Annotated in this window: 15 protein-coding genes and 1 tRNA gene; 8 read left to right on the top strand and 8 right to left on the bottom strand. The window is 61.4% G+C overall.

Annotation, left to right across the window (positions count from 1 at the left end):
* Positions 1-113 precede the first annotated feature (113 nt).
* Both AC3EC3_RS02770 and AC3EC3_RS02765 read right to left on the bottom strand, forming a co-directional pair.
* A complete protein-coding gene (locus AC3EC3_RS02770; protein ID WP_488488155.1) occupies positions 114-296 on the bottom strand; it encodes a CsbD family protein in 183 nt (60 codons plus the stop codon).
* A gap of 98 nt (positions 297-394) precedes the next feature.
* On the bottom strand, positions 395-802 hold the full coding sequence (locus AC3EC3_RS02765) for an EVE domain-containing protein (RefSeq protein ID WP_488488154.1): 408 nt from the start codon (positions 800-802) through the stop codon (positions 395-397).
* A gap of 216 nt (positions 803-1,018) precedes the next feature.
* Between AC3EC3_RS02765 and AC3EC3_RS02760 the strand changes: the two genes are divergently transcribed.
* The 7 genes from AC3EC3_RS02760 (at position 1,019) to AC3EC3_RS02730 (ending at position 8,340) form a co-directional block, all read left to right on the top strand.
* On the top strand, positions 1,019-1,957 hold the full coding sequence (locus AC3EC3_RS02760) for an isopenicillin N synthase family dioxygenase (RefSeq protein WP_488488153.1): 939 nt from the start codon (positions 1,019-1,021) through the stop codon (positions 1,955-1,957).
* Positions 1,958-2,163: 206 nt separating this feature from the next.
* Entirely contained in the window at positions 2,164-3,873 is a 1,710-nt protein-coding gene (locus tag AC3EC3_RS02755) for a putative bifunctional diguanylate cyclase/phosphodiesterase (RefSeq protein ID WP_488488152.1), read from the top strand.
* A gap of 51 nt (positions 3,874-3,924) precedes the next feature.
* Entirely contained in the window at positions 3,925-4,749 is an 825-nt protein-coding gene (gene dapF, locus AC3EC3_RS02750) for a diaminopimelate epimerase (RefSeq protein ID WP_488488151.1), read from the top strand.
* Positions 4,746-5,927, top strand: coding sequence for a MiaB/RimO family radical SAM methylthiotransferase (locus AC3EC3_RS02745; RefSeq protein ID WP_488488150.1), 1,182 nt, complete (start codon positions 4,746-4,748; stop codon positions 5,925-5,927). Before dapF ends, AC3EC3_RS02745 begins: the two co-directional genes overlap by 4 nt.
* Entirely contained in the window at positions 5,924-6,886 is a 963-nt protein-coding gene (ftsY, locus tag AC3EC3_RS02740; protein WP_488488149.1) for a signal recognition particle-docking protein FtsY, read from the top strand. Before AC3EC3_RS02745 ends, ftsY begins: the two co-directional genes overlap by 4 nt.
* 8 nt (positions 6,887-6,894) lie before the next feature.
* Complete coding sequence (locus AC3EC3_RS02735; protein WP_488488148.1) at positions 6,895-7,551, top strand: inner membrane-spanning protein YciB; 657 nt, start codon at positions 6,895-6,897, stop codon at positions 7,549-7,551.
* Positions 7,552-7,635: 84 nt separating this feature from the next.
* Positions 7,636-8,340, top strand: a complete 705-nt coding sequence (locus AC3EC3_RS02730; protein WP_488488147.1) for an alpha/beta family hydrolase — start codon at positions 7,636-7,638, stop codon at positions 8,338-8,340.
* A 261-nt stretch (positions 8,341-8,601) separates the two neighbouring features.
* On the opposite strand, the gene AC3EC3_RS02725 is transcribed toward AC3EC3_RS02730, so the two are convergent.
* Together AC3EC3_RS02725 and AC3EC3_RS02720 are read right to left on the bottom strand one after the other, a co-directional pair.
* A complete protein-coding gene (locus tag AC3EC3_RS02725; RefSeq protein WP_488488146.1) occupies positions 8,602-10,563 on the bottom strand; it encodes a potassium transporter Kup in 1,962 nt (653 codons plus the stop codon).
* 254 nt (positions 10,564-10,817) lie between these two features.
* Positions 10,818-10,894: transfer RNA gene (locus AC3EC3_RS02720), tRNA-His, on the bottom strand.
* 146 nt (positions 10,895-11,040) lie between these two features.
* Between AC3EC3_RS02720 and AC3EC3_RS02715 the strand changes: the two genes are divergently transcribed.
* On the top strand, positions 11,041-11,673 hold the full coding sequence (locus tag AC3EC3_RS02715; protein ID WP_488488145.1) for a prolyl hydroxylase family protein: 633 nt from the start codon (positions 11,041-11,043) through the stop codon (positions 11,671-11,673).
* A 134-nt stretch (positions 11,674-11,807) separates the two neighbouring features.
* Here the strand turns inward: AC3EC3_RS02715 and rpmE are convergent, their stop codons facing one another.
* From rpmE to bamA, 4 genes are all read right to left on the bottom strand, one after another.
* On the bottom strand, positions 11,808-12,035 hold the full coding sequence (gene rpmE / locus AC3EC3_RS02710; protein WP_103730111.1) for a 50S ribosomal protein L31: 228 nt from the start codon (positions 12,033-12,035) through the stop codon (positions 11,808-11,810).
* 119 nt (positions 12,036-12,154) lie between these two features.
* Positions 12,155-12,607, bottom strand: a complete 453-nt coding sequence (fabZ, locus tag AC3EC3_RS02705; RefSeq protein WP_260921642.1) for a 3-hydroxyacyl-ACP dehydratase FabZ — start codon at positions 12,605-12,607, stop codon at positions 12,155-12,157.
* 19 nt (positions 12,608-12,626) lie between these two features.
* The gene (locus AC3EC3_RS02700; protein WP_488488144.1) at positions 12,627-13,355 is read right to left on the bottom strand and encodes an OmpH family outer membrane protein; all 729 of its coding nucleotides are present in this window, start codon (positions 13,353-13,355) and stop codon (positions 12,627-12,629) included.
* Positions 13,355-15,979, bottom strand: a complete 2,625-nt coding sequence (gene bamA / locus AC3EC3_RS02695) for an outer membrane protein assembly factor BamA (protein ID WP_488488143.1) — start codon at positions 15,977-15,979, stop codon at positions 13,355-13,357. Before bamA ends, AC3EC3_RS02700 begins: the two co-directional genes overlap by 1 nt.
* Positions 15,980-16,097 lie beyond the last annotated feature (118 nt).

The raw sequence follows: 16,097 nt of genomic DNA, 5'->3' as shown, positions 1-16,097 counted from the left end.
GAGGAACCTTTTGCGCATGGCAAAAGGGCCGCCTCTAGGGCGGCCCTTCCGGGAGGCTGTCGACCAAACTTCGCAAATAGCGAATTATTGGCGCCCGACCGTCATCCGATTCGTCAGATCTTGTCGCCGAACGCGCCCTTGACCTTACCGACGAGGTTCTGCGCCTCACCCTTGGTTTCCTGCGCCTTGCCTTCGGCCTTCAGCGCCGGATCGTCCTTGGCATTGCCGACCATCTGCTTGACGTTGCCGGCGATTTCGTTGCCGATACCCTTGGCCTTGTCCTTGAGTTCACCCATGGTGCTGCTCCTTGTGGTTGGTTGTTTCCAGCGCGACCGAGCCATCGGCCGCTGTCACAAGGAAAACATGCAAGCGGACGGATTGTTCCGGCGAGAATCTACTTCTTCGCCAGCCCCAGAATGTAATCCCACTCCGAGGCCGTGACTTGCGCAACCGAGAGACGCGAGAGACGCACCAGTTCCATCTCGGCCAGATTCGGGTCGGCCTTGATCTCGGCCAGCGTCACCGCGCGCGGCAGCTTTTCGAGCGGCTTCACTTTCACCGCCGCCCATTTGCCGGTCTCGTCGGTCGGGTCGATCAGGCCAGCCGCACTGATCTCGGCTATCCCGACGATCTCCTTGCCGATATTGGAGTGGTAGAAGAACGCCCGGTCCCCCACTTCCATCGCGCGCAGGTTATTCGCCGCACGATGGTTGCGCACGCCGTCCCAGGTTCCCTCCCCCTCGCGCACGAGATCGCGCCAGCCATAGGCGTCGGGTTCCGATTTCATCAGCCAGTAGCGCATTGCGTAAAGCCCTCGCCTTTCCGTTTCGCCCTGCGGCGCGATGCCTTATGGAAGACGCATAGCGATTCACTCGCGCGAGACAACGCGATTCAACCGCTCACCCAAATGCGATATGCGTCGCACATGACAACTCCCGCCGCACCTGGCGCTTTCGTCCCGGTCACGGACCAAGCCCATATCCTCGCGGCGGACGCGACACTGGACACGGACTGACAGATGGACCTTGCACAGATTCCCGTTCTCAGCCTTGAGAACGATACCGCCGAATTTCCCGCCCGCATCGGCGAGAGCTTTCGCACCTTCGGCTTTGCCATGGTGCGCGATCACGGCATCGACCAGGCGCTGATCGAGCGTGCCTGGGATCTCACCGCGCAGTTCTTCGCCCTTCCGGTCGAGACCAAGATGCAGTACTTCAAGACCGGCCAGGGCGGCGCGCGCGGCTATACCCCGTTCCGCACCGAAGTGGCCAAGGGCGCGAAGGAAAAGGATCTCAAGGAATTCTGGCACGTCGGCCGCGATCTGCCCGAAGGTTCGCCGCTCGCTGCCACCATGGCGCCGAACATCTGGCCCGCTGAGATCGACGGTTTCGAGGACACCTTCACCAAGCTTTACGCGCAGTTCGACAAGGCCGGAGCCCGCATCCTTTCCGCCATCGCTATCGACCTCGGCATCGGGGCCGACTGGTTCGATCCAGCCATCGAGGACGGCAATTCGGTGCTGCGCCTGCTGCACTACCCGCCAGTCGGCGAAGGCGCAGGCGGCGCGATCAGGGCCGGAGCGCACGAGGATATCAACCTCATCACCCTGCTGCTGGGCGCACAGGAGGCTGGCCTGGAACTGTTGAGCAAGGACGGGCGCTGGCTCTCGGTCGCGCCGCCCGAAGGCGCGATGGTCATCAATATCGGCGACATGCTGCAGCGCCTCACCAACCATGTTCTGCCCTCCACCACGCACCGCGTGCGTAATCCGGATGGCGAACGCGCTTCGCATAGCCGCTATTCCATGCCGTACTTCCTGCATCTACGCAGCGATTTCCCGTTCCACACGCTGCCCGGCTGCGTCTCCGCCGAAAACCCCGACCGCTATCCGGTCTCGATCACTGCGGACGACTATCTACAGGAGCGCCTGCGCGAAATCGGCCTGATAAAGGCCTGATTACCCCTCGGGGAGCAACATGTTCAGGGCATGGGGAGCACGGCTGCTTCTCATGCCCTCCCTCTTCCGGACGCGTTTCCAGCGCGCGAAATCTCCAGCGTATTACGCATATTCACGCATTATGATGATTTAACCGAAATTTCAGATCAATCGGCCTATCCCTATGCGCTGGAAATCAGGGGATCGCAGTGGCCGTCTTTTCGTTCTTGAAGAAACACCTCGTCGGTAACACGGCCGGTATCGGGACCGAGGCTGCAAAAGTCGATGTCGTGGCGCTGGGGATCGTTTCGGCCTCGATCATGCTGTTCATCGCCACGGGCGTTTCCGTTGGCCCTCACGTGATCGATGCCCTTGCTGGCCGGGGCGAGGGCCCGCAAAACTTCATGGTCGACGCCTTCCTCCTCAACATCGCGATTCTGCTGTTCGGATGGAGCCGCTATCGCGATCTGCTCAAGGAAGTCGAAACGCACCGGGCTGCGGAAAACGATGCACGCCAGATCGCGCGGACCGATGCCCTTACCGGTTTTCTGAACCGGCGGACTTTCGCGGAAGTGACAGCTTCTCTGCTCGAGAACGCAGGACGCGACGAGCGTATCGTGGTTGTCATGATGATCGATCTGGACAACTTCAAGCAGGTTAACGACTACCACGGCCATCAGACCGGCGACCTCCTTCTGCAGGAAATCGCCGCCCGCATAGCCTCGATCGTTCCGGCGGGCGCCGTTGTTGCGCGAGTCGGCGGAGATGAGTTCGCGCTCTCCATGTCCCTGCCGGAAAGTCGTCTGGAAACCGCCGATCATGTTGCAGACCAGATCGTGCGTGCGGTCGGTTCGGGCACGATGATCCGCAAGCTCAGTCTGGGCGTCAGCGCCTCGGTCGGCATTGCCCGTAGCGATGTTGCCAGCCGGGCTCGCCGCAACAACCCGAGCGAGCCTATCGATCCGCGCTCGATGCTCGATATGGCCGACATTGCCATGTACCATGCCAAACGTAACGGTCGAAACGGCCACTACTGGTTCGAGGCCTCGATGGCCGACGAGATGCGCATGCGCGGACAGCTGGAAGCGGGCATCCGCGATGGAATCGCGCGCGGCGAATTCGTGCCGTTCTACGAACAGCAGATCGATCTTGAAACCGGCACGCTGACCGGCTTCGAAATGCTCGCACGCTGGGATTCGCCCAGCTTCGGCCTGGTCTCGCCCGACTTGTTCATTCCTATTGCCGAAGAGATCGGTGCTATCGGCAGCCTTTCGGAAAGCGTGATCCAGCAGGCCCTGGAAGATGCGATGGGCTGGGACGCCTCGCTTTCGCTTTCGGTAAACATCTCCCCGCTCCAGTTGCGAGATCCCTGGTTCGCGCAGAAGCTGATGAAGATGCTGGCGGAGGCGAACTTCCCGCCGCAGCGGCTTGAAATCGAAATCACCGAATCATGTCTGCACGAGAACATCGCGCAGGTTCGCACCCTGATCGCCAGCCTCAAGAATCAGGGCGTGCGCGTTAGTCTCGACGATTTCGGCACCGGCTACAGCTCGCTGGCGCAGCTGCGCAACCTGCCGTTCGACCGCATCAAGATCGACCGCAGCTTCGTCACCAACCTTACCGAGAACGAGGACAACGCCGCGATTGTCCACGCAATCGCGCTGCTCGGCGAGGGGCTCAACCTGCCGGTTACAGTAGAGGGCATCGAAACCGGCGCCATCCTCGAACGTCTGCGTCAATATCGCGCCATCAAGGGCCAGGGATACCTTTATGGTCGCCCCCGCCCGGCCAAGGACTTGCAGGAATGGCTGGTCAAGCACGGCTCAAGCCTGCCTGCCGCCACAGTCGCCGCCATCCGTCCGCAACTGACCCTGGTCGAGAAACCCGAACCGGACAAGCCGACCCAGACAGGAAAGCGCCAGATCGGAAACCGATAGACCGGCTTGGCGCCACTGGACCTGAGGCGCCCGAGCGCATACATCGCGCCCATGCGGATCGACTTCACCAAGATGCACGGGCTGGGCAACGATTTCGTCGTGCTGGACGCGCGCGAAGGCCGTGCCCCTCTCCCGCCGATCGACGCGGCATTCGCGGCCGCCATCGCCCATCGCCACACCGGCATCGGTTGCGACCAGCTGATCGTGCTCCAGCCGTCCGAGACCTGCGACTTCACGATGCGCATCTTCAATGCCGATGGCAGCGAGGTGGAAGCCTGCGGCAATGCCACCCGTGCAGTTGGCCTACTTCATGGTGAACCTGCGCGCATAGAGACGCGTGGCGGCGTGGTCAGCACCCGCCCCGATGTCGCGGGCATCTCGGTCGAGATGGGCAAGCCCCGGTTCGACTGGGACGCGATCCCGCTTGGCTATCCGATGGACACCCACGCGATGCCGGTCGCCTGGGAGGAACTGGTCAACCCGATCGCCGTCAATGTCGGCAATCCGCACGTCATCTTCTTCGTCGCCGATCCCTACGCCATCGACATGGCCCGGCTCGGCCCACTGGTCGAGACCGACCCGCTGTTTCCCGAGCGCATCAATGTGAACGTCGCTGCCGTCACCGCGCGCGATGCGATCACCCTGCGCGTATGGGAGCGCGGCGCTGGCCTCACCCTCGCCTGCGGGACCGGCGCCTGCGCAACCGCCATCGGCGCCATGCGGCGCGGGTTGGTCGACCGGCAGGTGAGCGTGACTTTGCCGGGTGGCCCACTTGTGATCGAGTGGCGTGAGGATGACGAGATCGTGATGACAGGGCCTGCGGTCGAAGCCTATCGCGGCAGCTTCGATCCCGCCGCATTCGGACTGCGCATTTGAGCCTTGAAGTCCATTCACTAGGCTGTCGGCTAAACCTTGCCGAAAGCGAAGAGATGCGTGCGCTGCTGGCGGCGGAAGACAACCTCGTCGTGGTCAACTCCTGCGCCGTCACCGCCGAAGCCGTGCGCCAGACCCGGCAGGCGATCCGCCGCGCCCGCCGTGCCCGTCCCGACGCCCGCCTGATCGTCACCGGCTGTGCCGCCGAGGTCGAACGCGAGATGCTGGCGGCCATGCCCGAGGTCGATGGCCTTGTTGCCAATACCGCCAAGCTCGATCCGCGTGTCTGGAACGCAGCGCCTGCTCCTGCGGCGCAACCCAGGCGCGGCTACACGCGCGGTTTCGTGCAGGTGCAGAACGGCTGTGACCACGCCTGCACGTTCTGCGTAATTCCACAAGGCCGCGGCCCCAGCCGCTCGCGCCCGGTGGCCGACGTGCTGGCCGACGTGTCGGTCCATGTCGAAGCGGGCGTTCACGAAGTGGTGCTGACCGGAGTCGACCTCACCTCATGGGGGGCCGACCTGCCGGGGTCTCCGGCACTCGGCATGTTGTGCGAGGCGATCCTCATCCGCTTCCCCTTGCTTGCACGCCTGCGTCTCTCTTCTGTTGACGGTGCCGAAGTCGATCCTACTCTGTTCGAACTGCTGGCGAGCGAGGCAAGGCTGATGCCGCACCTGCACCTCTCGCTCCAGCATGGCAACAACCTGATCCTCAAGCGCATGAAGCGGCGCCATTCTCGCACTCAGGCGCTCTCGCTGGTCGAGGGGCTGAAGGCCCGACGCCCCGAAATCGCCATCGGCGCCGACCTTATCGCCGGCTTCCCGACCGAGGACGAGGCCGCCCATGCCGACAACCTCTCGATCGTCTCGGCGCTGGAGATCGTCCACGGCCACGTCTTCCCGTTCTCCCCGCGCCCCGGCACCCCCGCTGCGCGTATGCCTCAGATCCACCCGGCCACAGTACGCGAACGGGCCGCCGAATTGCGGCAGAGAGTCGCGCAAATCCGCGAAAGCTGGCTTGCCAGCCAAGTGGGCAAGACGCTAACCGTGCTGGCCGAACGCGGCGGCACCGGCCATGCGGAGAACTTCGCCCCCGTGCGCCTGTCACCCGGAACCGAAGGACCGCCCGGCACCTTGCTCCAGCTGGCGCCGAAAAGAGTTTTTGAAGGAATACTGGAATGAGCAGCGAGACCCCTCCGGCAGATCCCGCCTCGGGCGCCGTGCAGGATGACTGGTCCGGTCGCCTGCTGGGCGGTTTCCGCCGCACGTCCGAGCGCCTTTCCGGCAACCTGGCCGGAATCGTCGGCAAGACCCGCCTCGACGACAGGCAGCTCGACGATCTGGAAGACGCGCTCATCATGTCCGATCTCGGCCCCCGCGCCGCAGCCCGCATCCGCGCGCGGCTTGCCGAAGAGCGCTTCGAACGCGATGCCGACGAGCGCGCGATCATGGAAGTGGTCGCCCGCGAAATCGCCGAGATCCTGCGTCCGGTCGCCAAGCCGCTGGACATCATCGCCTTCCCGCGCCCGCAGGTGATCCTCGTCATCGGCGTCAACGGCTCGGGCAAGACCACCACCATCGCCAAGCTGGCGCACCTGTTCCAGGAACAGGACTACTCGGTGATGCTGGCGGCGGGCGACACCTTCCGCGCGGCGGCCATCGGCCAGCTGAAAGTCTGGGCAGATCGCCTGTCGATTCCGATCGTCACCGGCCCTGAGGGCGGCGATCCCGCCTCGGTGGTCTTCGATGCCGTCAAGGCCGCCACCGACACCGGCATCGACGCGCTGATCGTCGACACCGCAGGACGCCTGCAGAACAAGCGCGAGCTGATGGACGAGCTGGCCAAGATCCGCCGCGTGCTCGGCCGCCTCAATCCCGAGGCGCCGCACGACGTGGTCCTTGTGCTCGATGCCACCAACGGCCAGAACGCGCTTTCGCAGATCGAGATCTTCAAGGAAGTGGCAGGCGTTTCCGGCCTCATCATGACCAAGCTGGACGGCACCGCGCGCGGCGGCGTGCTGGTCGCAGCGGCGGAACAATACGGCCTGCCTATCCATGCCATCGGCGTCGGCGAAAAGATCGACGACTTGCGCCCCTTCAATCCCGACCTGCTTGCGCGGGTGATCGCCGGAATTGCGTGACCCATTCCATGACTACTCAAACGCCTGCCGAAAACACCAAGCCGAAAAGCTCCTGGCTCAACCTTGTCGTCGATTACGGGCCGCTGCTCGCCTTCTTCCTGGTCTATCGCCACTATGCGCCCAAGCAGGACACTGATGCTGTGGGCACGATGCTGGCGATCACCCGCAGCACCATCGGCTTCATGATTGCGGCAGTGGTCGCGCTGATCGTCTCGAAGTGGCGGCTCGGGCGAATTTCGCCGATGCTATGGCTCACGACGGTGCTGATTATGGGCTTCGGTACGCTCACCATCCTGCTGCGTGACCCGATCTGGATCGAGATCAAGCCTACCGCTGTGTACCTGATGTTCTCCATCGTGCTGTTCGCAGGGCTTTTCCGGGGCAAGCCGATGCTGCGCTACCTGCTGGAAGCGGCCTTCGAAGGGCTGACCGAGGAAGGCTGGCTGAAGCTCTCGCGCAACTGGGCATGGTTCTTCCTGGTTCTGGCCATCGCCAATACAGTGCTGGTCTACACCGTCAGCTTCGACGTCTGGCTGAAGGCAAAGGTCTGGGGCTTCACGACCGTCTCGTTCCTCTTCACGTTCTCGCAGATCCCGCTAGTGATGAGGCACGGTATGGGTGAGGACGCGAAGGACCAGGTCATCGAGAACCCGCCGCACGACTGACCCTGCCGCGCGACTGACCCTGCCACTAGGCGCCAATACTACGACCCCCCGCTCGTTCGCCTCCCTTTCCCGGGTTTCACGTCCATGCGCCCCATCATTGTCGTCGGCCGTACGAACAAGGCCCGCGAATCCGACTCCATCCGGCAAATGCTCGCGACGCTGGAAGCCTGTGGCCGTCCACTGATCTGGTTCGATTCAGCCTACTTCAGGTCCGAGGCGGAAATCGCGATCAGACTTGGGCGGCTGGCTCCCTCGCTGGTCACAGCATCTGGCGAACACTCTTTTTCCTACGTAAAGCGCTGGCAACGCCGTTTGCTGCGACTGATCTGCATCCTCTCCGACTACCGGCGCTACGACCATCTCTACACACGGGTTTTCGGCGTCGCGGCCAATGATGCCCGACAGCTCAGGGGCATACTGGCCCAGCTGCCAGAAGGCCCAGCCGATTTCGTCACCCATTCGTCAGGCGGCGTATCCGTCACCATGCTTGCGGGGCATCGCAAACTCGGACGGGTCGCCTGTTTCGGCTACCCGTTCCGGCATCCCGAACGCGTTCAGGAGCCTTACCGCATACGGCACCTCGCCAGCGTGACGACACCGCTACTCATCCTCCAGGGTGAGCACGATCCCTATGGCGCCAATCCTGCCGAGTTCGGATGCCATCTGCCCGCCCATGCCCAGATCGTAACACTTGCCTGCGACCATGACTGCGATGCGCTTCCCGCCCCCGAGTTCGCCCGCGCGCTGCATGTTCTGTCGCAGTTTCTGGACAACCCTGCGCAAGCCTGAGCCTACCCAGTTTTCCTACAGCCTGCGATCGTGCCATGAAGACACCTTTAGGGAGACTACATGGCATCCGATCTTTGGCATTGTCGGTTAAGGCGATAACGCAGCGTTCATGCACGACTGCGAACGCCGCAGATGTAGCGTTGATGGCAGAGGGCGACAGAGTCTCAGGACAGTGTAAACCGTGTCAACCTGGGTGTCACCTTACGGGCAAAGCCCAAACAGCCATTTTGCGCGGCAGATCAGGACAGCACAAAAGACCGTTCAAATCTCGAGTTGGCTACCCAGTTCGACCACGCGGTTGGTGGGCAGACGGAAGAACACCATTGCGCTGGCGGCATTGCGCATCATCCACGCAAACAGCTTTTCGCGCCAGATCGCCATACCGGGCTTGTCCGAAGGGACCAGGGTCTGGCGGGAGAGGAAGAAGCTGGTCTTCATCATCTCGAACGGGCCACCACACAACTGGTTGTGTGCGAGTGCCGCCGGCACGTCGGTCTCTTCCATGAAGCCATAGCGCAGCGACATGCGGAAGAAGCCCTGCCCCAGTTCCTGCACCTCATAGCGCTCGGTCGGCTCTACATAGGGCACATCCTGAACCTCCACGGTCAGCACCACCACACGCTCATGCAGAACCTTGTTGTGCTTGATGTTGTGGAGCAGCGCCGAGGGTACACCCGCAGAACTGGACGCCATGAAGATCGCCGTGCCGGGAACGCGAGTCGCCGAACCGTGCGCACTCTTGGCGAAGACGTTGAGCGGCAGCGCCGCCTCGGTCATGCGCTGGCGCATCAGCCGACGGCCCTTGTTCCAGGTCGTCAGCAACGTGAAAGCGATGCCGCCAATCATCAGCGGGAACCAGCCACCGTCCGGAATCTTGGTGGCGTTGGCCGCGAAATAGCCGCCGTCCACCACAAAAAAGGTCAGAATGACGGGCGCTGCCAGCCACCACTTCCAGCGCCACAGCACCAGCACCAGCACACTCATCAAACAGGTGTCGATCAGCATCGCCCCTGTCACCGCGATACCGTAGGCAGACGCAAGATTCGAAGAGTTCTGGAACACCAGAACCAGTACGATCACGCCGATCATCAACGCCCAGTTGACGAACGGGATGTAGATCTGCCCCACTTCGTGCTCGCTGGTGTGCCGGGTCGATAGGCGCGGGATGAAACCCAGTTGCATCGCCTGATGGGTGATCGAGAAAGCACCGGAGATCACCGCCTGGCTGGCGATGAAGGTCGCGCAGGTCGCAAGGATCACCAGCGGCAAGCGCAAATGGTCGGGCGCGAGGTTGAAGAACGGGTTGCGCATCGCTTGCGCGGCCATGTCGTCATCGAGACCGAGAATCATCGCGGCCTGTCCGAAATAGTTGATGAGCAGGCAGGGCATCACGAAGGCGAACCACGAAATGCGCAATGGACTGCGGCCGAAATGGCCCATGTCGGCATAGAGCGCCTCGGCGCCAGTCACGGCCAGCACGACCGAGCCGAGCGCCAGAAAGCCCAGAACCTTGTCAGTCAAAAAGAACTGGATCGCATACCACGGATTGAGTGCCACCAGCACATGCGGAAGCTGCACCAGATGATAGATCCCGAGAATCGCGAGGACCGAGAAATAGAGCACCATCACCGGCGCGAAGAATGCGCCGACCTTTGCGGTGCCGCTCTTCTGGATAACGAACAGGCAGACCAGCAGTACCAGCGCGATCGGCATTACAAACGGCGCAAGGCTGGTCTGGACTACGGTCAGACCTTCGACCGCCGAAAGCACCGAAACCGCGGGGGTAATCATCGAATCGCCGTAAAACAGCGAAGTCGCGAAAACGCCCAGCAGCACGACGAGACCGGAATAGCGCGACTTGCGGATGTGTCCGGAAATCAGCGCGACAAGAGCAAGGCTGCCGCCCTGCCCCTTGTTGTCAGCCCGCATCAGCACGGTAACGTACTGCAGCGCCACCACCAGTGTCATCGACCAGAAGATCAGGCTGACGACGCCGAGGATGTGCAGTTCGTCAATCGCCAACGGGTGCGGACCAACAAACGTCTCGCGGAAAGCGTAGATCGGGCTTGTGCCGATGTCGCCGAAGACGACACCGATAGCTCCGAAGGCCAGCTTCGTGAGGTTGCCCGAACCGTGTCCGTGGCCAGTAGCGGCAGCCGGTGCCGACGTGACGGTGGTCACGGCCAGCGGAGTATCGGCTCCCTGCGAAGTAGCATCACTCATTCATGCGCCCCGTCATGGGATCCGGAAGCGCCTTCGCGCCCCGGGCAAGGGGTGGCCGTTAGCAGCATGCGACGGGCCAAGCAACGTCACTTAACCGATTGTCAGCTTGGAGGTTGCGAGCGGGACAGAGCAAAACGGATATGATGCATGCAAATCCATCACAGCCGACCGGTGCGCAGGTGCAAAGCCATATGCACTTGCTTGTGCTCCCTGCGGTCGCAGGTCTCTCTTCGGCGGAACGGAAAAGGAAGAAATGGGGCGATCGATGGGGTTCGAACCCACGACCTCCGGTACCACAAACCGGCGCTCTAACCAACTGAGCTACGATCGCCACACTTCTGCGAAAGTCACCGTTGCGGTGAGCTTCGCGGGAGCGGCGCCTTTGCACCAGAGCGGCCTGCTTGCCAAGCGAAAAACGCACCCGAGACAAACAAAGGTCGATTTTCTTGAGCAGGCCACCGCTATACCAAGCAAGTGATGAAAATGCCTCGCGAATCGACAATTGGGGAAGGCCTTGCCGCACGAGCTCTCCAGCGCGTGCCCTCCCCCAGGATCGAGATGTTCCTCCAGCGCGGTTTCCTGGACGCCGATCACTGTCGCGATCTTATTACGCTGATTGAAGAACAACACCGCCCCTCCACGCTCGCCGATCATAATGGTGATTGCAAATTTCGTACGAGCTCGACTTGCGATCTGGCTTCAAGCGAGCCCGCCGTTGCACGCTTGGCCAACAAACTGACTGAACTTTCCGGCATCGATCCGACTTTTGGGGAGCCACTTCAGGGGCAACGTTATGAGCCAGGGCAAGAGTTCAAGGCCCACACAGACTATTTCGAGCCCGCCAATCCGGACTTTCAGCGCTATTGCGCCATCGCTGGCCAGCGCACCTGGACGTTCATGGTCTATTTAAACAATGTCGAGGCCGGTGGGGCAACCCGCTTCAAGACGATCGACAAAGTCATCCAGCCTGAAGCGGGGAAGCTTGTCGCCTGGAACAACCGGCGGCCCGACGGCTCACTCAATGCTGCCACACTCCATCACGCGATGAAGGTTCGCAAAGGCAACAAATATGTGATTACCCGCTGGTATCGTGAAAAGCCCTGGGTGTGATCCCCATATCCGCGCCGAGGCGTCGCGATAAGGCGAAGCGAAGCGAACCGCACTGCCAGCCCTGCTGCATTGATGCACAAAAAAGGCGGCCCGCAAGGACCGCCTTCTTCATGCCCACAAAGGACGTCTCGAACTCAGTTCTTCTTGAGCGAGAGACCACCGAAGCGCTTGTTGAACTGCGCAACACGGCCGCCTTCCTGCAACTGCTTGGTGCCACCGGTCCATGCCGGGTGCGACGTCGGGTCGATGTCGAGCACCAGCGTGTCGCCTTCGCTACCCCACGTCGAGCGGGTCTGGAAGGTGGTGCCGTCGGTCATCTGCACCGTGATCATGTGGTAGTCGGGGTGAGTATCGGCCTTCATGTCGTGTCTCTTTCGCATCTGGCCGGTTCCGACCGGCCTGGCTTGGAAAGCGGCGCCCTTACATTGCCCGCTCAAAAAAGGCAAGAGCAGCTCTGTAAGAGCACCGGAATATAGCGGGATCAGGCGTCGGCGATCATCGCCGTGAAGTTGACCTCGCAAGTCACCTTGTCACCGATCGAAGCTTTTCCCCAGAACTTGCAAACCCGCGAACGCTTCTGGACGAAGCCAGCACGCAAGTCCAACAAGTTGCCGGGCGTTACCGGATTGCGGAATTTGGCCTCTTCGATTGCCATGAAATACACGAGCTTACCGGTTCCGGCGAGCCCGAGGCTTTCGATAGCAAGGATACCAGCCGCCTGCGCCAGCGCCTCGATCTGCAAAACACCCGGCATGATCGGCCGGCCCGGAAAGTGCCCCTGGAAGAAATCCTCATTGAAGCTAACTGCTTTCACCGCATGGATCTCCTCCTCATCGAAGGAGACCACACGGTCGACCAGCAGCATCGGATAGCGGTGCGGAAGCGCCGCCAGGATCTTCGCGGTATCGTACACCGTCTCGTTACCGTCGCTCATGCCGGATACGTTCCTGCGATCAGCGGCCGGTCGGCGCTGCGGCGCCCGAAGCGGCAGGAGCCTGCTGTGCTGCAGCCTGCTGCTGTGCGCGCTGTTCACGAACCTGACGCGGCTCCCAGCCAGCCGGCGGAACCAGCTGAGCCGAAGGAATAGCAGCGTTCAGGTCGTTCAGGATGTCTTGGTTCAGGTTGTACGCACCGCCATTCAGGGCAAGAATCGCGTCCGGCGACAGCAGGATCGAGACGCCCTTCTTGCTCATCGCCGACTTCACGGCATCGTTGAGCTTGTCCTCGATCTGCTCCTGCACATACTGCTGCGAAAGACCAACAGGTGCCAGAATCTGCTGCAGTTCGCGCTTGCCGTTTTCCTGGATACCCTGAATCTGCTGCGCTTCCTGTTGCAACTGGGCATCGGTTGCCTTGCCGCCCGAACGATCGGCATTGAACTTGTCGATCAGCGGCTTGAGCTGGGCATTGATCGCATCGCTGCGGGTCTTCGCCTGGTCGAACTGAGTCTTGTACGTGGTCTGGCGCTGCGTCTCGGCCGTCTGATAGGCGGTCGAGTTAGCGACGATGGCATCGAAATTGGCGATACCCAGACCCTGCACAATCGTGCCGCCGGCAGCCGGAGCAGCAGTCGCTGCTGCCGGCGCAGCAGCGGCCTTCTTCGCGGCAAACGCGGGCTGAGCCGAGACGGCGCCCAGAGCGACAGTTGCAACCAGCAGGGTTGCCTTCGAGATGGTCTTCATCAGAATTGGGTTCCCACGTTGAAAGTGATGGTCTTGGTATCGTCGCCGTCTTCCTTGAGCAGCGCCTTGGCAAGGTCGATGCGCAGCGGTCCGAAAGGCGAATTCCAGTTCACGCCGATGCCGACCGCAAGACGCGGCCTCCAGCTATCACCGACATAATACTCGTTGAAATTGTACAGATATTCACCAGTTGGTACGTTCGCACCGCCCGTCTCGGAGTTGGTCGCACTCGTAACGGTCGAAGTCGTACCGTCGGTATTCGTCTGCGTGTAAGTTGCAATACAACCCGTTGTACAGTTCGACGTCTTGGGCGCCTTCACACCCCAGACTGCACCTGCATTCACGAAGACAGATGGACGCAGCCCCATGTCGCGCGCACCGGCGCCGAGCGGGATCTCCATTTCGGCACGAGCAAGGTAGTAATATTTGCCGCCCAGCGCGTCATCCGTCCAGTCACTGCGCTTGGTCGATTCAACGCCATCGGTGATCGGCTTGCGCAACACTCGCGGACCGACACCGCGAATGTCGAAGCCGCTCATCTGCGGCGAGCCGAGGAAAAAGCGATCCGTCAGACGAACGTCATCACCATCGTATCCAACGATCGCACCGCCCTCGGCAGACATCGAGAAGATAAAGCCGCTACCCACGTTCCAGTACTTCGCGGCCTGCGCGCGTGCCTTAACGTAATGAACGTCGCCACCGAGCCCCGAAACGTCGAGGTTGATCGACGCCGAAATACCCTTCGTAGGCCGCATGCGGTTATCGAGGGTATCATAGATCAGCGAGCCACCGACAATCGAGCTGAGGCGCTTGCCCACTGCGTCGCAAAGATACTGACCTGCATAAAGCGGGTCACACGTCAGCTGGCTGGGATCGAGACGATACGAATAGTACGTGCTCTTATCCAGGGAAACGTCATCGTAGTTCAGGGTATAACGAGCAATCGCCGTCAGGAATTCTGTCAGCGGCACGCCTGCGCGAACCTGGAAACCAGTGGTTGATTGCTCGTAGGTCGTATTACGGTCCGAATCGAGCGTGTTCCAGCTGTTGTAGTCGCGGCGATAGATATCGACGCCCAGCGAGATGTTCTTGTCGAACAGGTACGGCTCGACGAAGCTCGCCTGCACCGACTTAGAATAGTACGAATAGCTGCCCGACAGGCCGACCGTCTGGCCGCGACCACGGAAGTTACGCTGCTGGATCGAGGCCTGGAAGATGAAGCTCTCGATGCTCGAGAAGCCTGCCGACAGCTGGAGCTGACCGGTCGGCTTCTCTTCCACGTTGGCTTCGAGAATAGCGCGATCAGGAGCACTTCCGGGCTTCTGCTCGACCTCGAACTTCTCCTGGAAGTAGCCGAGCGATTTGATGCGGTTGGTCGAGCGCTTGACCTGCAGCGAGTTGAAGGCATCGCCTTCCGACAGACGAAACTCGCGACGGATGACCTTGTCCTGCGTCAGCGTGTTACCGTTGATATCGATCTTCTCGATATACACGCGCGGCGCTTCCTGGATGAGGAAGGTAATCCCCATCGTCAGGTTGTCCTTGTCGCGATGGTACTGCGGCTGCACATCGGCGAAGGCATAGCCGAATGCGCCTGCGGTCTCATTCAGGTTGTCGATCGTGTCTTCGACTTCCTTGGCGTTGTACCAATCGCCCTTGTGCATGGGCAGCGTCTTGGCGAGACGTTCACCGTCGAAGTCACGGATCTGGCTATCGACCTTCACATCGCCGAACTTGTAGCGCTTACCTTCCTCCACCACGTAGGTCATGATGAAGTCCTTCTTGTCCGGCGTCAGCTCGGCAACAGCCGAGACCACGCGGAAGTCGGCATAGCCCTGCGTCAGATAGAACTGGCGAAGCTTCTGCTGGTCGAAGGCCATACGATCGGGATCGTACGTGGTGCCGGAGCTGAATACGCGGAAGAAGCGCGACTGCTTGGTCATCATCTGCGCACGCAGTTCCGCGTCCGAGAAGTGATCATTGCCGATGATATTGATCTGCCGCACCTTGGACTTATCGCCCTCGGTGATCTCGAAAACGATATCCACGCGATTCTGGTCAAGCGTGACCATCTTCGGCTCGACCGTTGCTGCGTAGCGTCCCTGGCGCTTGTACAGCTCGATAATGCGGGCGACGTCGGCACGAACCTTGGAGCGGGTGAAGATCTGGCGCGGCGCGAGCTTGATCTCCGGACGAATCTTGTCGTCCTTGATGCGCTTGTTGCCCTCCAGAATGATCCGGTTGATCACCGGATTTTCCTTTACCTGAACCGTGACGTTACCATCGTCATTGCTGACCTGTACGTCAGCAAAGAGTTCGGTCTCGTAAAGGTCCTTCAGCGCCTGGTCAGCTGCCGATTTGGTGTATTGCTGGCCAACGCGCAGCTTGATGTAGCTGAGCACCGTCTGCGGCTCGAGGCGTTCAGCCCCCGTGACCTGCAGCGACTTGATCGTCACCGCCGGTTCGGGCGCGGCGGCAGGCGTCGTTGCGGCAGCAGGCGCGGCGGCCGGGACCGGCGCAGCGTCCTGGGCCATGGCGGCAACTGGCGTGCCGGCAAGGATCGTGGTGCCGAGCAGCACGGCCGCAAGATGCGGCGAGCGTCGGGCTTCAGTACTGCGACCCATTTCCCATCCCATCATTCTACGCAAAATCCCGTAAGCACTAACGCGAGGACCCATCACCGCCCTGACAGGCTGCCTGCCCGCCCGGCAAGCAATCGAAGCCATCTGCCTGATGGCGCGA

Source organism: Novosphingobium sp. BAM6 (assembly GCF_057784955.1).
This window is presented reverse-complemented; position numbering and strand designations above follow the sequence as displayed.